General features: G+C 45.6%; 16 protein-coding genes. 6 read left to right on the top strand and 10 right to left on the bottom strand.

Annotated features, from left to right (window positions below; all coding sequences use genetic code 11):
- The 4 genes from NC99_RS01070 to argH form a co-directional block, all read right to left on the bottom strand.
- On the bottom strand, nt 1-546 hold a 546-nt coding region (locus NC99_RS01070; protein WP_053178967.1), incomplete at its 3' end, for a helix-turn-helix domain-containing protein.
- 548 nt (nt 547-1,094) lie between these two features.
- Nucleotides 1,095-2,513 (bottom strand): glutamate synthase subunit beta, encoded by a 1,419-nt coding sequence (locus NC99_RS01065; RefSeq protein WP_053178965.1) that lies wholly within the window; start codon nt 2,511-2,513, stop codon nt 1,095-1,097.
- A gap of 43 nt (nt 2,514-2,556) precedes the next feature.
- Nucleotides 2,557-7,077 carry a glutamate synthase large subunit gene (gene gltB, locus NC99_RS01060; RefSeq protein WP_053178963.1) on the bottom strand — a complete coding sequence of 1,507 codons (4,521 nt, stop codon included), beginning with the start codon at nt 7,075-7,077 and terminating at the stop codon, nt 2,557-2,559.
- Between the two features lie 323 nt (nt 7,078-7,400).
- Nucleotides 7,401-8,732 carry an argininosuccinate lyase gene (gene argH / locus NC99_RS01055; protein ID WP_053178961.1) on the bottom strand — a complete coding sequence of 444 codons (1,332 nt, stop codon included), beginning with the start codon at nt 8,730-8,732 and terminating at the stop codon, nt 7,401-7,403.
- A 756-nt stretch (nt 8,733-9,488) separates the two neighbouring features.
- Between argH and NC99_RS01050 the strand changes: the two genes are divergently transcribed.
- From NC99_RS01050 to NC99_RS01030, 5 genes are all read left to right on the top strand, one after another.
- Nucleotides 9,489-10,121, top strand: a complete 633-nt coding sequence (locus NC99_RS01050; protein ID WP_053178959.1) for a TorF family putative porin — start codon at nt 9,489-9,491, stop codon at nt 10,119-10,121.
- Nucleotides 10,122-10,140: 19 nt separating this feature from the next.
- Nucleotides 10,141-10,497, top strand: a complete 357-nt coding sequence (locus NC99_RS01045) for a P-II family nitrogen regulator (RefSeq protein ID WP_053178957.1) — start codon at nt 10,141-10,143, stop codon at nt 10,495-10,497.
- Between the two features lie 23 nt (nt 10,498-10,520).
- The gene (locus NC99_RS01040) at nt 10,521-11,753 is read left to right on the top strand and encodes an ammonium transporter (protein WP_053178955.1); all 1,233 of its coding nucleotides are present in this window, start codon (nt 10,521-10,523) and stop codon (nt 11,751-11,753) included.
- Nucleotides 11,754-11,940: 187 nt separating this feature from the next.
- Nucleotides 11,941-12,390 (top strand): GNAT family N-acetyltransferase, encoded by a 450-nt coding sequence (locus tag NC99_RS01035; RefSeq protein ID WP_053178953.1) that lies wholly within the window; start codon nt 11,941-11,943, stop codon nt 12,388-12,390.
- Nucleotides 12,391-12,443: 53 nt separating this feature from the next.
- On the top strand, nt 12,444-12,791 hold the full coding sequence (locus tag NC99_RS01030) for a DUF3024 domain-containing protein (RefSeq protein ID WP_053178951.1): 348 nt from the start codon (nt 12,444-12,446) through the stop codon (nt 12,789-12,791).
- Between the two features lie 22 nt (nt 12,792-12,813).
- On the opposite strand, the gene uvrB is transcribed toward NC99_RS01030, so the two are convergent.
- The 4 genes from uvrB to NC99_RS01010 all read right to left on the bottom strand — a co-directional run bounded on the left by uvrB (nt 12,814) and on the right by NC99_RS01010 (nt 16,987).
- Complete coding sequence (uvrB, locus tag NC99_RS01025) at nt 12,814-14,832, bottom strand: excinuclease ABC subunit UvrB (RefSeq protein ID WP_053178949.1); 2,019 nt, start codon at nt 14,830-14,832, stop codon at nt 12,814-12,816.
- Between the two features lie 83 nt (nt 14,833-14,915).
- Nucleotides 14,916-15,914 carry an endonuclease/exonuclease/phosphatase family protein gene (locus NC99_RS01020; RefSeq protein ID WP_053178946.1) on the bottom strand — a complete coding sequence of 333 codons (999 nt, stop codon included), beginning with the start codon at nt 15,912-15,914 and terminating at the stop codon, nt 14,916-14,918.
- 11 nt (nt 15,915-15,925) lie between these two features.
- Nucleotides 15,926-16,531 (bottom strand): HAD family hydrolase, encoded by a 606-nt coding sequence (locus tag NC99_RS01015; RefSeq protein WP_053178944.1) that lies wholly within the window; start codon nt 16,529-16,531, stop codon nt 15,926-15,928.
- A 108-nt stretch (nt 16,532-16,639) separates the two neighbouring features.
- Nucleotides 16,640-16,987 carry a DMT family transporter gene (locus NC99_RS01010; protein WP_239684383.1) on the bottom strand — a complete coding sequence of 116 codons (348 nt, stop codon included), beginning with the start codon at nt 16,985-16,987 and terminating at the stop codon, nt 16,640-16,642.
- A 336-nt stretch (nt 16,988-17,323) separates the two neighbouring features.
- Between NC99_RS01010 and NC99_RS01005 the strand changes: the two genes are divergently transcribed.
- Nucleotides 17,324-19,843 (top strand): TonB-dependent receptor plug domain-containing protein, encoded by a 2,520-nt coding sequence (locus NC99_RS01005; protein WP_162231117.1) that lies wholly within the window; start codon nt 17,324-17,326, stop codon nt 19,841-19,843.
- 285 nt (nt 19,844-20,128) lie between these two features.
- On the opposite strand, the gene NC99_RS01000 is transcribed toward NC99_RS01005, so the two are convergent.
- Together NC99_RS01000 and NC99_RS00995 are read right to left on the bottom strand one after the other, a co-directional pair.
- A complete protein-coding gene (locus NC99_RS01000; protein WP_053178939.1) occupies nt 20,129-20,740 on the bottom strand; it encodes a transposase in 612 nt (203 codons plus the stop codon).
- Between the two features lie 321 nt (nt 20,741-21,061).
- Nucleotides 21,062-22,768: an AIPR family protein gene (locus NC99_RS00995; RefSeq protein WP_053178937.1), complete on the bottom strand. Its 1,707-nt coding sequence runs from the start codon at nt 22,766-22,768 to the stop codon at nt 21,062-21,064.
- Nucleotides 22,769-23,432: the final 664 nt, after the last annotated feature.

Below are 23,432 nucleotides of genomic sequence, written 5' to 3'. Positions count from 1 at the left end.
AGTTCGTTGAACACTCTCTTTGCTTTTTATAAATGGATTGATAAAGGGTTTCCCAATGATGACAAAGATTGCATTCATGATCGCAATTAAGGCGCCAACCAACAATCCTCCGATAAGCGGTGCCGGTTGATTTACTTGCCAGTAAATCCAGAGGCCGACCAGAATGATTGCCCAAATGCATGCCTGCATGGTAATAGCCGCGCGAAAATGATTTAGAATATCTTCGGTTTTATCTTTTCTTTTTTTCCACAATAGTAAGGTTGGAAAGAAAAGAGGGATTATTCCGCTTAGATGTAGCAGTGCCGGCCAATTGTTGGCGTCAACCTTTTGAAATCCCTGTTTCTCTTCCAACTCATTTCTGGCAAACAAACTGAAATCAACATCGAGCGCTTTAGCAATCATTTGAAGCGTATAGGCTCGTGGGTCTACTTCTCCATTTTCAATCCGTTGTATTGTTCTTGTGCTAACTTCAGTTTTTTCAGCCAACTCTTCCTGAGTCATGCCTTTTTTAATTCTTAATTCTTTGATTCGTTTCCCCGTTTCCATTTTTTCGTTTTTAAGTGCAAATGTCGGCCATGTTAAGGTAACTTTCCAACTACAAGAGCACGACATTTACACGACATTCCCTGAGGTGCCACTGATTTGTTTCTGGTACTCTACTTGTTAGTTTCGGATACGCATTTCTCGCTCCATCAACTCATGGATACTTTTTCATGACTAAAATTTTAAAAATGAGAATAGAAGTTACGCAGTTTTTTGCACCATGTCAAGCTACTCCGCCTTAGTGGGGGTTGGTTCAATGTCTGTGTACAACTAATACCTTGCTTTTTTCGATCCTCAATTTACAAAACCTGGCAAAATGGACGTGTCAATTAACTTAATTTCGTATCATTCTAAACAAGGGCTGGATTGGTTAGCGGGGGTTTTAATCAGGGGTTCACTTCGAGTGAAGCCCTGACTGGCAAGCAAGATCCGATGGCTGGGATTCATCGGATCAATAAAAACTATGGTGCCCATAAAAAAAGCCCCGCAACAGTTGCGAGGCCTTTTTAGGGTATTACGAGTTGTGATATTTTAATACAATCGTTCGTTTGTTAGCTCAAAAATTCATCGATGGCGGCTGCCGCGTCCTTGCCACACTGAATGGCATGAACCACCAGGCTGGCGCCACGTTCCACATCGCCGGCCGCGAATACTTTGGCAATGGAGCTTTGCTTTTTCTTGTTGACTTTTACATTGCCACGTGCGTCGTACTCAACGCCCAGTTCTTCGAGCAGGCCATTGTGTACCGGCTGGGTGAATCCCATGGACAACAAAACCAGGTCGGCTTTCAGAATTTGCTCGGTTCCCGGCACTTCCGACATCAACCAACGTCCGTCTTTGTCTTTGTCCCAGGCCACTTCCACCACTTCGGCTTCTTTTACCTGTCCGTCTTCGCCAATCAGGCGGCGGGTTGAAAGGGCCCATTTCCGGTCGCAACCTTCCATGTGCGAGCTGGAAGTCCGCAAGGTGGTTGGCCAATAGGGCCAGGGGTTGTTGTCGGAACGGATCTCCGAAGGTTTCGGCATAATCTCGATTTGAGTGACGCTGGCCGCTTTTTGACGGATGGAGGTACCCACGCAGTCGGAGCCGGTATCGCCACCGCCAATCACCAACACATGTTTTCCTTCAGCCGAAATCCGCTTGCTCCGGTTCACCCGTTTCCCGGCAACCACTTTGTTTTGCTGGGTCAAAAATTCCATGGCAAAATGAACACCATTCAGTTCACGGCCTTCCGTCACGAGGTCGCGCGGTTGTTCGGCACCCACAGCCAGCAGAACGGCATCGTATTCATTCAGCAATTCGTCTTTCGAAATATCTTTTCCAACACAGGTCTTGGTTTTGAAAATCATGCCTTCTTCCTCGAAAATGGCCAAACGGCGGTCGATAATTCCTTTGTTCAGTTTGAAGTCGGGAATGCCGTAGCGCAGCAAGCCTCCAATGGCATCATTCTTTTCAAAAACGGTCACCTCATGTCCGGCGTGGTTCAGCAAGTCGGCAGCCGACAGTCCGGCAGGTCCTGACCCGATAATAGCCACTTTTTTACCCGTGCGAAACTGCGGTGGATTGGCTTTCACCAATCCCAGTTCAAAGGCTTTCTCAACAGTTGATGATTCGTTTTCACGAATGGTCACTGATTCGTTGTGAATAGCCAGCACGCATGCTTTTTCGCATGGAGCCGGGCAAACGCGGCCGGTCATTTCCGGAAAGCTGTTGCTCGAGTGAAGAATGTCGTAGGCTTCAGCGTAGTTTTTGTTGTAAATGGCATCTTGCCATTCTGGAATTTTGCTTCCAACGGGGCAGCCCCAGTGACAAAAAGGTACGCCACAATCCATACAACGGGCGGCCTGTAATCTTCTGTCTTCTTCGTTCAGGGTCTGTTCCACTTCCCCGTAATCATATATTCTTTCGTTTAAAGGTCTGTACCCGCCTTCCTTGCGGGGTACTTTCATAAAACCTCTAGGATCTCCCATAATCGTATAATCTTTTCGTGTTTTTCAAACTGTTCTTTAACTGTTATTCGTGACGTGATGGATCATCTTCCGTCAATTGTAATTTACGTTCCAGTTCCTTCAACTTCAACTCCTCAAGCACTTTCTTGTACTCGAACGGAATTACTTTTACAAATCGTGGCAGGTATTCTTCCCAGTTGGTCAGAATTTTTGCCGCTAAAGAACTTTGTGTATAAATGAGGTGTTTGTTGATCATTTCCTGCAGCTCGTCAATGTCGGTGCGGTCTTCAACCTGCGAGAGTTCCACCAGGCCTTTGTTGCAGTAATAATCAAAGTCACCGTCAACATCGAGCACATAGGCAATCCCGCCGCTCATTCCCGCGGCGAAGTTACGCCCGGTTTTTCCCAGCACAACCACGCGTCCGCCGGTCATGTATTCGCAGCAGTGGTCGCCGGTACCTTCCACCACCGTTTTCGCTCCTGAGTTCCGCACGCAGAATCGCTCGCCAGCCACGCCGCGAATATAGCCTTCGCCTTTGGTGGCACCATAAAAGGTGGTGTTTCCGATGATGATGTTTTCCTCGGGTTTGAAAGTCGTTCCTGTTGGCGGCACCACCACAATTTTACCCCCCGAAAGTCCTTTCCCGGTGTAGTCGTTGGCATCGCCTTCGAGCCGGAAGTTAACGCCTTTCACCAGGAATGCGCCAAAGCTTTGGCCTGCTGTTCCGTGGAAGGTGCAGCTGATGGTGTCATCGGGCAGTCCTTCTTCGCCATAACGTTTGGAAATTTCGCCCGATAGCATCGCGCCGATGGTCCGGTCCGTGTTCATGATTGGGTGCGATAACCAAACTTTTTCTTTCCCTTTTATCGCTTTGTTTGAATCCCGTATCAGTTTGTGATCCAGGTGATCATCGATCGATTTCAGGTTTGGATGCGTGTTGTGGATGTCGTATTTCTTGGCTTCTTCCGGCATGTGCAATACCTGTGAGAAGTCGATGTTTTTCATTTTCCAGTTGGTGGCTTTTTCGTCTACTTCAAGCAGATCGGCACGTCCAACAAGATCTTCAAACTTGGCAATTCCCATCTCGGCCATGTACTCGCGCACCTCTTCGGCCACAAAACGGAAGAAGTTGACGACGAATTCGGATTTCCCGATGAAGCGTTTTCTTAACTCCTTGTCTTGCGTGGCGATTCCGGCCGGGCAGGTGTTCAGGTGGCATTTCCGCATCATGATACAGCCCATGGTGATCAGTGCCGAAGTGGAGAATCCAAACTCTTCACCACCAAGACATCCCATGGAGACGACATCTCGACCGGTCTTCAGCTGTCCGTCAACCTGTAGCTTGACCCGTCCGCGCAGATTGTTCATCACCAGCGTTTGCTGGGCTTCGGCGATACCCATTTCTGCGGGTAAGCCGGCATGTTTGATCGAACTGGCCGGGCTGGCTCCTGTTCCGCCTTCACCACCTGAAATGATAATCAAGTCGGAAAAAGCTTTGGCAACGCCGGCAGCAACGGTTCCCACGCCGTTTTCAGCAACGAGCTTAACGGATACTTTGGCTTTGGGGTTGGTCACTTTCAGGTCGTAAATCAATTGGGCCAAATCCTCAATCGAGTAAATATCGTGATGAGGAGGAGGCGAAATCAGCGTAATTCCGGGGGTTGAATTCCGAAGTTTGGCAATGATTTTATTGACTTTGAAGCCTGGCAACTGGCCGCCTTCTCCTGGCTTGGCTCCCTGACAAACTTTAATTTGAAGTTCCTGCGCATTGGTCAGGTAGTTGTTGGTCACCCCAAAACGGCCCGAGGCAATTTGCTTGATGGCGCTTTGTTTAATGGTTCCAAAACGGTCGGAACTTTCGCCACCCTCGCCGGTATTGCTTCGTCCACCCACCGTGTTCATGGCCACGGCCAGAGCTTCGTGCGCTTCCTTGCTGATGGAACCGTAGGACATGGCCCCGGTGACAAAGCGTTTCATGATGTTTTCGGCAGGCTCAACCTGGTCCAGCGGAATTGGATTCTGTTTGAACTTGAAGCATCCGCGAATGAAGCCGGGTTTTCTGTTGTCCTGATCGACCAGCATACTGTATTCTTTGTATTTGCTGTAGTCGTTTGTGCGGGTTGCCCACTGCAACAGGCCAACGGCTTCCGGGTTCCAGGCATGGTGTTCGCCGTATTTGCGCCAGGCATAAACGCCGGAGCTTTCGAAGCGGAATTTCGTGGCGGTGCTGCTTTGTTTGTAGGCCGATTTGTGGAAACGGCTGTACTCTTCCGCAATTTCTTCCAGACCGATTCCGCTCAGGCGCGAAGCTGTACCTGTAAAGTATTTGTTTATCAGGTCGCGGCTGACCCCCATGGCTTCAAACATTTGGGCGCCGTGATAGGAGCGGAGCGTTGAAATGCCCATCTTGGAAAGGATTTTCAACAAGCCCTTATCTATGGCCTTGATGTAATTTTTGCGGGCATCTTTGTATTCCAGTTCAATTTTCCCCTCTTTCACCAAGCGGTCGATCGCTGCAAAAGCCATGTACGGATTGATGGCACTGGCGCCATAGCCCAGCAGCAGGGCAAAATGGTTGACTTCGCGGGCTTCGGCTGTTTCAACAATGATGCCCACCTGCATGCGTTTCTTTTTCGAGATCAGGTGATGGTGTACGGCGGCAACCGCAAGCAGCGATGGCATTGGGGCATGCTCCGAATCGACCTTTCGGTCGGACAGGATGATGAAGTTCTTTTCATCGTCAACCGCTTTTTCTGCTTTTTCAAGCATGCTGTCAAAGGCTTCCTTAAAGGCTTTGTAGCCCCCATTAACCGGGAACACGGTTGAGATGGTCTTGTGTGTGAACATCTCATCCTTCAGATCTTTAATTTTTCCCAGGTCGGTATTGGTAATCAGTGGCCCGTCAAATTTCAGCAACTTGCAGTGTTCCGGCGTTTCAATCAAAATGTTGGAGTGCAGCGAACCAATGTAGTTGGTCAGTGCCATGACCAGTCCTTCGCGGATGGGGTCGATGGCGGGATTGGTCACCTGCGCAAACATTTGCTTGAAATAAGTGAAAAACAGCTGTGGCTTTTCGGAGAAAATGGCCAAAGGTGTGTCGTTCCCCATGGAGCTGGTTGGTTCCGCTGCACCAACCGACATTGGCTGGATGAGATCGTACAGGTCTTCTTTTGAGTAATTGAAAACCTGCGCCAGGGTCTCGAAATTTTCAAGCTCCGAAGGAACCCGGTGTTTAACTTTGATATCTTTCAAGCGCATGCGGTTTTGTTTCAGCCACATTTCATAGGGGTTGCGCTTGCTGAGCTGGTCTTTCACTTCCTTGTCGGGAATGATGATGCCCAGCTTGGTGTCAACCAGCAGAATTTTTCCCGGGCGGAGACGTCCTTTTTCGACAATTTCTTCCGGCTCAAACTGCTGAACACCGACCTCGGACCCCATCACAATCAGGTCATTCTTGGTAATGACATAGCGTGAAGGGCGTAAGCCGTTTCGGTCGAGTGTGCCACCAATGTATCGCCCATCGGAGAATACCATGGAAGCCGGACCATCCCAGGGTTCCATTATGGTAGAGTGGTATTCGTAGAAGGCTTTTAAGGTTTCGGGAATCGGGTTTTTCTCGTTAAACGATTCGGGAATCATCATACACAAGGCGTGATGCAGCGAACGTCCGGTCAGGTGCAGAAATTCCAGCACGTTGTCGAATGAGGCCGAATCGGACTTGTTGTCTTCAATCACAGGCAGAAGTTTCTGTAAGTCTTCTCCAAAAATTTCTGACTTCAGCAGAGCTTCGCGGGCTTCCATCCACTTGCGGTTTCCTTTTACCGTGTTGATTTCGCCATTGTGTGCCAACATGCGGAAGGGTTGAGCCAAATCCCAGGTTGGGAAGGTGTTGGTGCTGAAACGCGAGTGAACCAAGGCAATCGCCGACTTGAACTTTTCGTGTTGCAGGTCTTTAAAATATTCGCTTAACTGAAATGGCGTAAGCATTCCTTTATATACAATGGTCCTGGATGATAGGCTTGGCTGGTAAAATCCTTCCCGGTGTGTCAGGTTGGAATTGGCCACTGCTTTTTCAGTCAGTTTCCGGACAATATATAATTTGCGTTCCAGTGCTTCAGGCTCCAGGTTTGCTTTGATGAAAACCTGTTTGATAATTGGTTCTGTCAGCTTGGCAATTTCGCCAGGTGCCGAAGTGTCCACCGGCACGTCGCGGTAACTGATCAGTTCCAAGCCTTCTTCCTTAATATGTTTCGACAGAATATCCAGGCAGATATCTGCTTCGTTTTCTTTTTTAGGCAGAAATATCAGGCCGGTGCCGTATTGGCCCGGTTCCGGTACGTTGATCTTCAGGACTGACTTGATGTATTCGTGAGGAATTTGCATTAAAATACCTGCGCCATCACCCGTTGCGTTATCAGCGCTGGTTGCTCCCCGGTGGTCAAGGTTTTCAAGTACACGAAGTCCTCTGTTGATGATATCATGAGAGGCCTGGCCTTTAATATGCGCCACAAACCCGATCCCACAATTGTCATGTTCGTTGGCAGAGTTATATAGTCCCTGCGTTTTTGGAAATCTTAACTGCATTCTTTATCCGTTTTAATATTTATCACACAAGTCTTGTATGTCACTACAAGACACAACACGAGTAGATTGAAGAAATTTCAACTACTTTAAATCTTTAAGCAAAACCCGTAAAATACTTATGAAGTGAAAGCGAAAATAGCTATTAATTGAGTAATATCCAATTGCGAACCCTACCGTGTATGTTCGAAAACATGGAAAAATGGCTTTGTTTTCTGATTATTATTTTATAAACAGGTGAGATTCACCGCAGTTACAAAATAGAGGTCAAATATCAACTTGCTATCGACTGATTTTAGAAATAACGTTTAATTAACAGATGCAGCTTATTTTAGTAGCTTTTTGACAGCGGAATCCATCTTTTTAAAGTCAAATGATTCGACAACCCTTTCCCTTTTTTGTTGGATTTCGGGAAGGCAGAGGTTGCCGATGCTCCCGGCGTGCGAGTGTGCCACCTGTTTGCTGGGGTGGTATTCACCTTGCTGAATTTGTTTCCCAACCCGGATGTAGGCATCGCGAAACGGAACGCCCTGCTGAACCAGCCGGTTAACATCTTCAACACTAAACAGGTATTGATAACGATCATCGTCCAGAATGTTTTCCTTGATGGTGATTTCGCCCAGTGCGAAGTTGGCAATTTTCAAACAGCTCATCAGCTCGTCAAACGCAGGTAGAAACACTTCCTTGATAATTTGCAGATCGCGGAAATACCCACTGGGCAGGTTGTTGACCATTAATGTAATTTGGTTGGGCAGGGCTTGCAGTTTGTTGCAGTGCGAGCGGATCAGTTCAAATACATCGGGATTTTTTTTGTGTGGCATGATGCTTGATCCGGTAGTCAGCTCGTCGGGAAGAGCAACAAAGCCGAAGTTCTGGCTCATAAACAAGCAAACATCAAAAGCCAGTTTTGACAGGGTGGCTGCAATGGATGATATGGCGAAAGCGACGGTCTTCTCCATCTTGCCGCGGCCCATTTGCGCATAAACCACATTGTAATTCATGGAATCGAAACCCAGCAAGTCGGTGGTTAATTGCCGGTTGAGCGGGAATGATGAGCCGTAGCCGGCAGCGGAACCCAACGGATTTTGGTTGGTAATTTTAAAGGCGGCCTGTAAAAGGGTCAGGTCATCGACCAGGCTTTCGGCATAGGCACTAAACCAAAGTCCGAAAGAAGAAGGCATAGCTACTTGAAGGTGGGTGTAGCCCGGCATCAACTGATCTTTGTGTTTTTCGGCCTGGGTAATTAATGTGTCGAACAGCTCGTTGCTTGCATCAACGAGTTGGCGAATTTCTTCGCGGGCAAAAAGCTTCAGATCCAGCAGAACCTGATCGTTTCTTGACCGTCCGCTGTGGATTTTCTTGCCCACATCACCCAGTTTTTCGGTGAGCATCGCTTCCACCTGCGAGTGTACGTCTTCAATCCCTTCCTCAATGATAAATTCACCTTTTTCAGCCACCCGGTAAATGGCTTTCATTTCGGACATCAGCTTTTCCAGTTCATCTTTTTCAAGCAGGCCAATGGATTGAAGCATGATGGTGTGGGCCATCGAGCCCAGTATATCATATTTGGCCAGATAAAGATCCAGTTCGCGATCCTGCCCAACGGTGAAGTCTTCGATGAGTTTATTTACAGATGTGCCTTTGTCCCAAAGTTTCATAATACAAGATGGATTACAAATTAAAATATGCCGGTTTAGCGGGTGTTTTTGTTAAAACCTGGCCAATGAACAGAACGAGCATGCAAATTAATTACTTTTTTCCGAATAGTCCTATTCCGGGTCGGGCTGTCGGGTGTGGTTTTTAAAAGTCTGTAACAATCGGACGCCTGATGCTGTCGGGTCCTCTTTCGGACAGTTTGCTTGATGAAATTGGGCTGCGGGAACTGAATGCTTCTTTTTGGTGTGCGTTCGGGTTCGTTTAGTTCTTATGTGGTGCTTTTTATTTCTGATCTGTTGACAGGATGCTGTGGGGTTTTGTCAAAAAGATTCTAAAAAATGACTACGCGCAGCTAAAAGATATAAAAACGTCATATAAAAAATCAAAACATCAGAAAGGATGACGTATAGTTTCAAATTGACATTTTTCTTGTTTAGTGCTTGTCTTTCTGTCAAAAAAATGATGTTTTCAACGAATACCCCCCCTAGTATCTGACATTTTTCCAAAATAAGTGTCGATTCTGAAAACTAGACCCCTTTATTTTCGGGGGTTTCAATGTTAATTAACCATTAAATTGATTTTTGACCCCCTTTGTTTTTGACCCTCGAATAAGAATATCCATACTTTTGAATCGGAGATCACAAAATAATGGGGGTCATTTTAAAAAAGAGCATTTTTTCTTGATCACACCTTTAAAGCAAAACACAACAAAGAAGATTTAGTAACAAGTTTAGTTAAACCCTTAAATTTTTAGAATCATGAAAAGAAAGACACTTTTTGTGCTGGCAAGTACTTTTGCGTTCAACGTTCAAGCTCAGAGCTGGGACACCGGGGCAGATATTGTTTCGAGCTATGTTTGGCGTGGTACCAAGTTTGGTACAGGTCCGGCCATGCAGCCCTGGGCTGAATATAGTACAGGCGGTTTTGCCATTGGAGCCTGGGGTTCATATGGTTTTACCGATGATGAAGCAGCAGAGGCAGATTTGTACGCCAGCTACGGGTTTGATTTGGGCGAAGGCGCTGCCTTGACACTGACTGTGACGGATTATTATTTCCCGGGATCGATGTATTTTGATGGCGATTCGCACTTTTTCGAGCCGATGATTGGTTTGGAACTGGGCAGTTTTTCATTCACCGGAGCATACATGACCGGCGATGGCGTTAGCGACACCTATCTGGAGGCTGGATTGGCTGTCGGATCAGTAAACCTTGCGTTGGGGGCCGGCGATGGCGCTTATACCATGGATGGCGATTTCAATGTATGTAACATCAGTGTAGGCACTTCAAAAGAAATTAAAATTACAGACACCTTTTCCTTGCCCATTTCAGGAACGGCTATCCTGAATCCGTCGTCCGAGCAATTCCATATTGTGGTCGGGATCTCATTGTAAAAATAAAAAACATGTCAAGATGAAAAAGATTGAAGCAATTATTAGAAAAACCAAGTTTGAAGAGGTCACAGAGGCCCTTCATGATGCTGGCATTGAATTTTTCTCTTTCTGGGATGTGCGTGGTGTCGGGCAAACAAGACAAGAACGCGCTTACCGCGGTGTGGTGTACGATACCAGTACCATTGAACGGACGATTCTTTCCATTATTGTTCGCGACAAGAATGTGGAAAAGACTGTTTTAGCGATTATGAAAGCGGGTAGAACCGGTGAGATAGGGGACGGTAAAATATTCATTTCAAATATTGAAGAGTCCTACCGCATTCGAACGGGTGAGTACGGTGATGAGTCCTTATTCATCAAAGGAAAAGAAGATTAATAACCATAAAAAATAGAAAGATCATGGAAGAAACTTTACAAGGCCTACAAATAGGCATAGACAACATGTGGTTATTGATTGCAGGATTTATGGTGATGTTTATGCAGCCAGGTTTTGCAATGGTCGAGGCTGGGTTTACCCGCTCGAAGAATACTGCAAACATTTTGATGAAAAACTTGATGGACTTCTCCATCGGCTCACTATTATATTGGATTATCGGGTTTACGTTGATGTACGGAGAATCAGTTGGAGGATTGATTGGAATGCCTGATTTGTTCTTTATGAGTGAAGGATATGGCGATAATTATTCGGATTATGCTGATTTGTTTTTTCAAACCGTTTTTGCAGCTACAGCTGCCACCATTGTATCGGGAGCTGTTGCTGAGCGGACTGAGTTTAAATCATACTTGATTTTTAGTGTGGTGATTACAGTTTTCATTTACCCGGTTTCGGGGCACTGGACTTGGGGTGGCGGCTGGTTGAGCGAACTGGGATTCCACGATTTTGCGGGCTCATCCATTGTTCACTCTGTAGGTGCTTGGGTTGGACTGGCCGGGGCGGCAATTATTGGCCCGCGGATCGGCAAGTATGGTAAAGATGGAAAAGCGAAAGCGATTCCGGGTCACAACCTGGCCCTGGGCGCTTTAGGGGTCTTTATCCTGTGGTTTGGTTGGTTCGGATTTAACCCCGGCTCGCAATTGGCTGCTGCCGGAACTGACAACGCTGTAGCGCTCGGACATATCGCGGTAACCACCAATCTGGCTGCTGCTGCCGGGGCTGTTGTTGCCATGCTGGTATCCTGGGTTCGTTACAAGCGCCCCGCGCTATCTATTTCGTTGAACGGTGCTTTGGCTGGTTTGGTAGCTATTACCGCTGGTTGTGACGCGGTAAACCCGGTTGGTGCGGTTTTGATTGGTGCCATTGCCGGCTTTGTGTTGCCATTTGCCGTTGAATTTATTGACAAGATATTGAAGGTGGATGATCCGGTGGGAGCCATTTCGGTGCACGGCGTGAGTGGTGCGCTCGGAACATTGGCCGTTGGGTTGTTTTCAACATCCGAAGGATTATTCTATGGTCATGGTGCCGGCTTGCTCGGTATTCAAGCCATCGGAGTATTGGCCTTCTTTGCCTGGGCCTTTGGGTGTGGATTGATTTTGTTCACAATCCTGAAAAAAGCCAAAGTGCTTCGCGTTTCCAAGCGAATTGAAGAAGAAGGTCTTGATGTTTATGAACACGGAGAAAGTGCCTACAATTAATAATTTCTTCAGCCTTTAAGTCTGTAGCTTTCTCAAGGGCCTGCCGTTCGGCAGGCCCTTTCTGCGTGAAAAGGTTTTATTTTTTCTACTTTTGTAGAGCTTCAGTGGTGGTCTGAGAGCATGGAAAAAGTCAACTTTTTACGATGATAACCGTTGAGTTTAGCAGAAATCAGTAAAGAAAAACAAAATGATTGAAATCAAAACCTTCACCGAAAAGCTAAAACCAACATCGGAGGAAAAGAAACAAGTAGTCGATTTTCTCTACCATCACCTCGAAAGTTTTGGTGATCCCAAAAACGATATTGAAAAAGCGGTGAATTATTCTTTAAAGGAATATCCTTCCTTTGGTGGCTTTGTTTTAGCCGCCTGCGAAAACAAGGAAGTCGTGGGTGCGGTTGTTGTCAATCAAACAGGCATGAAAGATTATATTCCTGAAAACATTCTGGTGTACATTGCCACGCACAACGAACGCAGGGGAAAAGGAATTGGGAAGCAGTTGATGCAAGAAGCCATCAATCAGGCCGAAGGAAATATTGCCCTGCATGTGGAGCCCGATAATCCGGCCCGTTATCTTTACGAGAAACTGGGTTTTACATCGAAGTATTTGGAAATGCGATTGATGAAGTCGTCATCGTAGCTACGCTGAACATCAGGTAGGGCATATTTGGACAAAATAGATAAACAAAACAAATGGAAGATAATCCCGGGACAATCAATTTACTGGCGGTTCAAATTCAAAAATTTGTAGACTCCATGCGACCGCCAGAAGAAATACGGGGGAAGGTTGATGTTGGGTTCACTTTTGTAGATAACACGCTGGAACTTTTTGAAATCCGTCCACGATGGAATAAGCCAGATGAGATTATGCATCTCCCTTTTGCCAAGGCCAAGCTTACTAAATCGCGGGGCATGTGGCGCGTTTTTTGGAAGCGGGCCAGTGGTCAATGGGAAAGTTATGAGCCAGTTCCTGAAGTGAAAGACTTGGCCGGACTCTTTGATGTGATAAGAAAGGATCAATACGGCTGCTTTTTTGGTTGATCGCTGAGCGGGTTCGCCCAGCTTAGCCTTTCTTTTTCAGCACTATTTCCTGCAATCGGTACATTTCGTCGCGCAACCGGGCCGCCTCAATAAAGTCGAGCTCTTTGGCGGCTGCCTGCATTTCCTTCTTGGTTTTTTCAATCGCCTTTTCCAGGGCGTCCACACTCATGTACTGCACCACCGGATCGGCAGCTACATCGGCATGGTCGGCACCGCCGGAGTAGGCGGCTTGTTTGTCACCGCGGTATTCGTAGCCGATAATTTCGCGGGTCGGTTTCACAATGGCTGTTGGGGTAATGTTGTTCTCTTCGTTGTATTTCAATTGCTTTTCGCGACGGTAATTGGTCGAGTCGATGGTTTTTTGCATGGAATCCGTAATCTTATCAGCATACATGATTACTTTACCGTTGAGGTTACGTGCCGCACGGCCAGCTGTTTGCGTGAGCGAGCGCTCCGATCGCAGGAAGCCTTCCTTGTCAGCATCAATAATGGCCACCAGCGAAACTTCGGGTAAGTCTAGTCCTTCGCGCAGGAGGTTGATTCCTACAAGCACATGAAACCCGCCATTTCGAAGCTCTTCCAGTATTTCAATACGCTCCATCGTGTCAATATCCGAATGGATGTAGCGGGTTTTGATCCCCATGTTAATCAGGTATTTGCTCAGTTCTTCGGCCATGCGCTTGGTGAGCGTAGTTACCAAAATCCGTTCGTTCTTTTCAATCCGAAGATTTATTTCATGCATCAGATCGTCTATTTGGTTGGCCGATGGCCGCACTTCAATCACGGGGTCGAGCAGGCCGGTAGGACGAATGATTTGCTCGACAATGATACCTTCGGATTTTTCCAGCTCATAGTCGGCTGGTGTAGCGCTCACATAAAGCGTTTGATGAACGACATCTTCAAATTCCTCAAACTTCAGGGGTCGGTTGTCGATGGCAGCAGGCAGGCGAAAACCATATTCCACCAGGTTGATTTTGCGCGAATGGTCGCCGCCGTACATGGCCCGGATTTGCGGAATGGTGACGTGACTTTCATCTAAAATCGTGAGAAAGTCATCCGGAAAATAATCGAGCAGGCAAAAGGGGCGGGTGCCGGCAGCCCGTCCGTCGAAGTAGCGCGAGTAGTTTTCAATACCCGGACAATAGCCCAGTTCGCGCATCATTTCCATATCGTATTCCACCCGCTCCAAAATGCGCTTGGCTTCGAGTGGTTTGCCAATTTCCTTGAAAAATTCAACCTGCTTTACCAAATCATCCTGAATTTGGTGCATGGCCGATTTCATTCGTTCTTTGGTGGTTACAAAAATGTTGGCCGGGTAGATGATGGCCGTTTCCATTTCATCAATGGTGCTTCCTTCAACCGGGTCGAAACTGTAGATTTCTTCAATTTCATCACCCCAAAAAACCACCCGGACAGCTTTGTCATCATAGGCCAGGAAAATGTCGATCGTGTCGCCTTTCACCCGGAAGTTTCCCCGCTGAAAGTCCACTTCGTTGCGCGAATACAGGGCGTCAACCAACCGGTGCAGAAACTGGTTTCGATTGAGGGTTTCTCCAACGCTGACACTGGTTACATTGGCATGAAAATCTTCGGGATTGCCAATACCATACAGGCATGAAACGGAGGAAACAACAACCACATCGCGACGTCCGGAGAGCAGGGCCGAAGTGGTGCTCAGCCGCAGTTTTTCAATGTCCTGGTTGATGGACAGATCCTTTTCGATATAGGTGTCGGTAGTGGGCAAGTACGCTTCAGGCTGGTAATAATCGTAGTACGAAACAAAGTATTCCACTGCATTCTCCGGGAAAAACTGCTTCATCTCGCTGTAGAGCTGAGCAGCCAGCGTTTTGTTGTGGCTTAGAATTAAGGTTGGACGCTGTACTTCCTCCATCACTTTGGCCATGGTAAAGGTTTTTCCTGAACCGGTTACCCCCAGCAAAGTTTGGTTAAGCGTGCCCTGCCGGATGCCTTCGGAGAGTTGCCGAATGGCTTCCGGCTGATCGCCGGTGGGTTGATATGGTGAAATGACTTTCAGTTTCATGTCTCAGGTTTCAAATTCCAAGTTTCAAGTTTCAGGTTCCAAGTTTTCCAGCATCGAGTATTCAGCATCCAGCATCCCGTCCGCTATCTCCACTCCAGGTTCAAATAAACCGGGAAGTGGTCAGACACGCCGCCATAATAGTTGGGGCCGCCGTATGTTCGGTTGGGCGACATGGCGCCATTCTTGTTTCGGTATTCCATCCACGTTTCATGATACACTTGCCCCAGCTGATCGGTTGCTACAAAACCATTGCCCCGTAAAACCGATTCGGAAACGATGATGTTGTCGATCATGTTCCACTGTCCACGGTAGTTGTAGCTTCCGTGGTTTTGCTCATCCAGCGGAATCATCAGGTTGTACAGCTTTGCTTTTGTGTTTGGCGCCATAGCCCGAACGATTTCGGCCAGGCTTTTGTTCTCGGGTTCGTCGTTCGTATCGCCAATGATGATGATTTTGGCGTCGGCGTTTTCAGCCTGAATTTCATCCACTTTGCGCTTTAATGTTTGAGCGGCCACAATCCGGTTGGGTTCCGACTGCTGTTCGCCACCCCAGCGCGAAGGCCAGTGATTGACAAACAAGTGGAATTCATCTTTGCCCAATTTGCCCGTCACATGCAGGATGTCGCGGGTTTCGAATCCGGGATCGACCAAGATGGCTTCGTGCGACAAAAGTTTGAATTCCCGCTTTCGGAAGAGCAGCGCCACGTCAATGCCGCGTTTGTCGGGGCTGTCTACGTGTACGATTTGGTAGTTGCCCGAAGCCAGGGGCGCTGTGGCAGCCAAATCTTCGAGTACCCTGCGGTTTTCTATTTCACACAAACCAATCACTTCAGGCAGCTCTTCCGAATTAATTCCTCCCAGTACCTTGGCGATATCCTCCAGCTTTTTGTTGTAGCGCTCCGTGTTCCACTGTTTTTCGCTCACCGGAAGGAATTCCTCGTCGTTAATGGCCGGATCATCAATGGTGTCGAACAGGTTCTCAACATTGTAAAAAGCAATGGTAGCTTTCTTTTTCAGCAGGTTTGGCCGGCACGAAACAAAAAGCACCAGCGTGATTGCCAAAAGAATTAGGTGTGATTTCATGGGCTTTTTTATTATTGACCAATAGTGACTTCGTAGTAGTTGGTTACGTTGACGGCCTGCATGCCAGCTGCCTTGGCGGCTTGCATACCCAGAATTCCATCTTCAAACACCAGGCAATCTTGGGGTTTTACACCAATCAGTTCGGCACATTTCAAAAAGGTTTCCGGGTGGGGTTTGTGCTGGCTGACCTCATCAGCCGATACCAGTTGGTCGATGTATTGATCGACACCAACAATTCGCATCACTTTTTCGGACAGGTAGCGACAGCCGCCGGTTCCAACCGCCATGGGCAGTTTGCCGTGGTATTGGCGAATCACGTCCATCACCGGTTCAATGGGCTGTGCCAGGTGCATGCTGGCTTCGTATTCGGCTTCTTTGGCATCGCCCATTTCCTGCGGGTCGATGTTCTTATTGAATAATTCGTTGAGTTTTTCGACCGTTTTGTACAGCGGAATACCAGCCAGTTTTTCAAACAGTTCCACGCTGAAGTCGATGCCATAGCGGGCTGCTGCGTTTCTCCAGGCGACGTAATGAATGGGCATGGTGTCGGCAATCGTGCCATCTAGATCGAAGATTAATCCTTTGATTTCCGGGGCGACTTCTAATATTTTACTCATGTGATTGTCCTTAATTTTTTGATTTTAAAACCACAAAAATAGCCAATTAATGGCGGAAGGGCTTCATCTTTTCGTTATTAAAAATTAAGCGTTGCGGACGGCATCGGTTTAGTGCGAAACCACTTTTAGTCCAACAATCGAAGCGATCAGCGTCGCCAGGAAAAATAGCCGTAAAAAAGTGGTGGGTTCTTTAAACACAAAGATTCCCACCAAAACCGTTCCGATCGCTCCAATGCCCGTCCATACCGCATAAGCCGTTCCGATGGGCAGGGTTTGCGTGGCCTTAATCAACAGGGCCATGCTGATGCTTAGGGTGATCAAAAAGCCGGCGTACCATAAATACATTTCGGTTCCGGTAGCTTCTTTCGCTTTGCCCAGGCAAAAAGCAAAGGCCACTTCGAACAGGCCTGCAATAATAATGATGATCCAATTCATGGTTTCTATGTCTAGTGTCAATTTTATGTTTTGGTGAATCGTTGTGTTGGCTTGATCAGCTGATTGACAAACGACTTCAAAATTATTCAATTCTGAGGAGATTCCTATCGTGAGTGATTGATCGCAGGTTGTTTGTTGATTTTTTGTGCTCTTATTTTAGAATTAATTTTCTGAGTATTTTGAATTGTGCAAATATTATGGTTGATTTATGGAAACTTTCTTACGACCAACATGAAGCCTCTATTTTGCTATTTTATTGTTTGCTTTTCACTTTCTTTTTTTAGTTCGAAAACTTTTAGCCAGGATTTTGAGGATCCGATTACTTCCGGATTTCAAAAGATGCAGGAACGTCCGCCTATGGAGAAGTTATATCTGCATTTGGATAAGACGACCTACAGTTCGGGCTCAACAATTTGGTTTAAAGGCTACCTGGTAACAGCAACAGGACACGCACCGTTTGCCTGGAGCCGGTTTATTTATGTCGAACTGTTCGATCAATCCGAAAAGTTAGTTACACGACAAAAGATTAAGCAACTGGATGGCATATTTTCCGGTCATATCAAACTGGAAACAGCACTTCAGGAAGGTGAATATACGATTCGGGCTTATACCACCTGGATGTTAAACAATGGTGCGGACTTTCTTTTTCAAAAGGTCATTCGAATCGTCAATTTTCAACCAAGCGATGTTGTTTCAGAAATTGACTATGAAACGGGTGAAGATGGCAAGACCACTGCAAGTGTTTGGTTTGTTGATCGATTTGGCAATGCCGTGGAAGGAGCATCTGTCGTTTGTAAAGTAAATTTGGATGAAAATCAAGTTGAAACATTCAAGCGTAAAACAGGGGCCGATGGAAAAATTCAGTTTGATTTTGTTCGCGAAAACAAAGGGTTGAACAATCAGTTTGTTGAAGTGGCTTTTGAAAACAGTTCGGCAGTGCATGCGAATAAGTTCTTTATTCCAAGCTCGGACGGAGAAGATTTTGATCTGCAGTTTTTCCCCGAAGGCGGTGTGTTTCTGGCGGGAAAGGAAACCCATGTCGCATTTAAAGCCATTGCGCAAGATGGTTATTCAACTGAAGTGTCGGGCTATATTCTTCAAAATGGAACCGATACCGTTTCGTTTCTAACAAGTGAGCATCGGGGGATGGGCGCTTTTACGATGAAGCCGCTTGTTGGTGTTGAATACGCGGCTTTCGCCACCAATTCAAAAGGGCAAACCAAGCGCTTTGATTTGCCACCGGTTGTATCAGAAGGAGCTGCTCTGTCGGTTAAATGGTTGGGCGATTTTCTGCAGGTCCAGATACGTGCAAGAGGCGAAAATTTACCCAAGCCATTTTATATTGTGGCCCATTCGTGCGAAGTTTTACTTTTCACCCAGCTTGTTGAGCAGTTGCACTACAATATTCCAACCGAAATTTTGCCCGAAGGAATGATTCATCTGGTGTTGGTTGATGGAAATCAGAATCCAGTGTCCAGCCGCTTGGTTTTCGTTAAAAAGCAACCTGCTGCGCGTGTCTCCGTTCAGGCCGACCAGCCGAACTATCGCCGGCGCGAAGAGGTAACACTTTCGATTAATCTTCAGCAAACAGACACGCTCTTGCGAACTGGCGACTTTTCTTTGTCAGTGACTGATGATTTGGTGGTTGAAACTGATTCCTTAGCCGATCATATTTATTCGAATTTACTGCTGACTTCGGATTTGAAAGGGCATATTGAAGATCCGGCTTTTTACTTTTTGAATGATGATGACCGGACAAATTACTACCTCGATTTGCTGATGTTGACGCAAGGATGGCAGCGGTTTGATATTGGCGATGTCATTAACAATCAACTTGAAAAACCAAGGCATTTTCTCGAAGTGGGACAAACGATATCAGGCACTTACGAGGCGACGATTTTGGGAAAAAGGGAAGGCGTGCCAATCACCGCGTTGGCGGTCGAGCCACTCATTTCAGTTTCTGCAGAAGCTGATGAATCGGGGCGGTTTTTATTTAACGAGCTCGATTTTCCGGATAGCACGGTCTTCACCATTCAGTCGCAAAAATATACCAAAATAAGGCAGGAGCCAGCTGGTTTTATTGAGATTGATCAAGATTCATTTCCTTCATTTTCAAACCTAAATCAGCCGTCGGCGAGGGCGAGTTCAGCTTCCGAACGTTTACTCCGGAATGCGCAGCAACGCATGTTTTTTGAAGGTGGCGGACGAACGATACTGTTGGATGAATTTGTGGTAACAGGAGCCGACCAACGGACCAAGGACATGATGGAATATGGAATATCGAGTACTGTGATTGACGCAAAAGCGCTGGCTGAGCAGTTTCCGGTTGAGCAAATGGCTGATTTCATTGTCAAAACCTTACCTGGTGTGCGTTACACAAACGACCAGATTTTTATGAGGGGAGGAAGTACGCCCGCCGAAATTTATTTGGATGAAATGAACGCGGATCTGTCTTTTCTTTCAACAATTGGTTCGTCAGAAATTGAGAAAATTGTGGTGCTGAATGGTGCCAACGCCGCATTTTACAGCCAGGGAGGCGGCGGAATGGGCGGTGTTATTTTAATCAATACCAAAGCGGGAGGAAGCTTCGAGCGCAAGTTGGCCGGTGTCATTCAGTACATGCCACTTGGATATCAGAAGCCAGCTGAGTTCTATGTGCCCAAGTACGAGGTCGATTCTATCCGAACGTCCAACGAGCCCGACATGCGGTCAACAGTCTACTGGAATCCAAAAGTGAACATTGACGAATCGGGAACGACAACCGTTAAATTTTATACAGCCGACCCAAACACAAGCTATTCCTATATTTTGGAGGGAATCACCAATCGTGGTGAAATTTGCAGGTATAAGGGCAAGTTAAGCCGGACAGCAGAGTAGTGTCAAGCTGGAAGCCAAATTTTAATTTCTGTCTATAGGTCAAGCAAAGCGCCGGGCAATTCTCCGCTGCTGTGTGATTGTATCGCCTGGCTGGATAATTGTGTAGCGATGCGGGTGTTAGCGGGGAGGAAGTCGGTCTATCCTGATGATGTTTTATTGCGTGGTCCCAGGTGTGTAAGCTATTAATGACTCCGTTTTAACGGATTGCAAATCCGCCAGCTGGCGGACGATCCAGCCACTGCCAGCTTTTCATATATTCTGAAGCGCAGCATTCGGAATCACCGTTCAGTGGAGCTCGCAACCAAATTCGGCCGTCCGGTCCCGGTTAATCAGCTTGCCGTTCCGCTCCCCTGAATAATCCAGTGCCGATGAAAACTCCCAGTCTGTTATTCTTTTCACCAGTCCATCTTTGACCGGATTGGCATGAATATAATCAAAACAGACCTGGGGATAGGCCTTCTCCGGATCATCAACATGGATCATTGCGCCATATTTGGATTGAAACCAAGCAGGAGAAATGCCATTGGTTTGTGTGAGGCAGAGGGCTTTGGTTTTTGCCTGAAATAAAGAGCCATGCATGTTCTCTTGTTTCTGGATTGCGCGGGTGTATGACCTTAAAATGATGGCGATGGAGTTATTGAACGAACGCATTTTACTGATCGGATGACTCGAAGTCATCCGATCAGTATCAACCAGAGCTATTTCAAGCTGATTAACATGCACCATCAAGTGAAAATGATTGGGCATGAGGCACCAGGCTAAAATATCGGCATGGGGCGTGATGTGCGTTTTGATTTTTTCAAGGAAGAACAAATAGTTGTCGCGGGTGAAAAACACCTTCTGCGAATTGTTCCCCCGGTTAAAGATGTGATACGAATGCCCGGTTTCGAATTGCATGGGTGAAGCTTTTTGAGGTTTGTATGCTAAAGGTAGGAAAAACTGGCTTTACTTTACTCCGCTTTACTTCGTCAGCATGACTCAGCGGGTAACGCCTCCAACTCACCCGCTGAGTGGCAGCTTGCAACCCAAGGCTTTTGCCCGGTTTGCTTTAGCCCGTATCCCTACGCTCTATTGATCGGATGACTCGAAGTCATCCGATCAATGGCAGCTTTAAAGCCAAGCTGGCGGACGATCCAGCCTACGCTCGCTGACCTTCGTGAATATTCCGAGGAGCCGGAGGGATGCCGCGCCCGCCGGCATTACATTTGCACATTGTTATTATACCTCGATTTTTTCATCGTCTAAATTCTCCTGAAGTTGTTCTACTAATTCCTTTACAAATTCTTTTCCCTTTGCGATACTATCATTCCCCCCCATTGAATCATAAATAATGAATGTATTCTCGATGGCTTCGGTTATAATTTCATCAGTCAAATCCTCTAAGTTAATGTTTGCAATTTCTTGTGCTCTTGGCTTTATTTTATTTGTCAGTTTTCCCACAACATACATAGAAATATGGAATTTAATGTCACCAATCTGGGGCCTTGTAAGTTTTGGATTGCAAAATGTTTTTAGCTTGTTTTCAGTGGCTTGATGAATCGAAACTAATTTAAAATACAACTCAATCGGAATTGAGGAATTGAATATTCCTTCATAGTCAGAATTGTTTTTAATAATTGTAGATGGTCTGGCTCGGGCATAGTCTGGCTTTTGTTGCAAAGCTGCCATTACAATTTGAGCTAAGTGTGGAATGCTCACAATTTTAGTTATTGGTCTCTGTTGATTTTTATGGTAATTCTTTCTTCTGTCATAGTAAAATCCTTTTGCAAAAAAATAGTCTTCAATATCTCTATGTATTGGGTCTGTTGCTCGTAAAGAAGCAGGTGGAATATTTGTTTGGAAGTTTGTAGATTTTATAACTTTCAGTCTGCTTTTTTCGTCTTTGGTCTTTACAACCCTTATTAGTACATTTCTACCGTCAGCCACACCTTTATGTAAACGGAAGTAATTATAAATTTCGAAAGACGTTTGTAATCCATTTACAATCTGTGGTTCTTCTATTTGTAAAATTTTACTGCCAAATGTTGCGTCTGATGCAGTAATAGTAATTCCATTATTTAACCACCAGAAATCTTCCACTGGATTACTAGTCATCAATGTTTCTTTTATTCCTTTATTGACTTCGACACTTCCTTGATAATCGCGAATGTTTGAATCGAAGAAATATTTAATAATATCTCCGTTTTGATCTGAAATAAAATCAAAATAATTCTTCAATGGTGCAATTGCAATATATCCACCATCTTGTGTTGCAATCGGACTATCTAATAATGTTATTCCTTTTGTTTTAATCTGCTCACGTCTTGATAATTCAATTAAACTGCCCGCAGTTAAAAATTCAAAATTAATTTCTGCCTTGTCGAAATGTTTGTTTATTATCTCTCTTAAATTTTCAACTTTCCTGCGAACATTTTCATGAACTTCATTACCTTTTGAAGCATAGAAATAATGGAACTTAAGTATCGGGAATTTAGATGCAAGGTGAAGGTATTGATTTTTAAAGACTTCTCTGTTTATTAGTAGTTCATTGTTATACACAGTTTTTAATTGCTCTGAGGATTTTGTGAAGTCAAATAAGTCATTTGCTGAAGAAGTGCATTTTTCAATTGGAGTTTCACCAAATCCATTGGTGTTTTTTGATTGAATTAAGTAAATATCAATTACTGAATTTCTTTTTCCATCTATTAATTCCGTATCTCTTTGAATTAGCTCAGAATTGACAAAGGTGTAAATAGCATCGATTCCACCATCTCCACCGTTATCAACTATTCCTTCTTGTAATTCATCATATGACAATTCAAAGTTTTTCAATACTTGTTCCGTTATAAACAAATGAAAGTATTCATCTTCTTTTAATGTTGAGTCCAACTGTTTTTTCTGCTGGTCAAGTAGCGTGTTTAAAATTATTTGCTGATTCGTTGTCATATCCTTTGTTTTTTAGGCTGCCTCTAACGTTCGTTATAAATTCTTTATTTCGTATGTAGTTTGTGTCAATAGTGTTCTGTCCACATCAAATTGGCATGGAAAGAACACTTTATTATGATTCATCATCGGAAAAAACATCCCGTCTGCTCCTTGTTTGAGTGAAGCGGTGACCGCCTGTTCAGAAGAAAATCGGAAAGCGGTTCGCTATCTTACGTTTGCAACTCACCTCTCAGCACTCCACCCCTCCATTTTTTCCTCCCCCAAGATACTCCTTTTTGCTATTAAACAGTTCCTTCATTTTCTTTTTTTAAGCCATTTGGTTGGTTTTGCTGGCCAAACAGCTTAATAATAGAATGGCGATTTTGCATAGCATGCTCGTGCTCAGGGATGTTTTGCTGTATGGTTGAATATAATCATGTTGAAGAACATAAATTAATTCTGCACCTCATTGCATTTGGGTATTTACTATTTACAAATAATGATTTATTTTAGTAAGCAGTTTCGGGCCGTCCGAAACCTTCCTGATCCACCTCAAAAGCAGCAAAGATTCGTGAGAAAGCAAAAACTGGCGGTTTGGATACAATTCCGAAGGGTAAAATTGAATCCGGGTGCGATTGAATCGACCCCAAAAGTTCTTTGATAACGGGAAATGATCCTTGAAATG

This window comes from Sunxiuqinia dokdonensis (genome assembly GCF_001270965.1).
In the GTDB taxonomy this organism is placed as follows: Bacteria; Bacteroidota; Bacteroidia; order Bacteroidales; family Prolixibacteraceae; genus Sunxiuqinia; species Sunxiuqinia dokdonensis.
The sequence above is the reverse complement of the archived record's forward strand: the minus strand, read 5'-3'. Positions and strand labels throughout refer to the sequence as shown.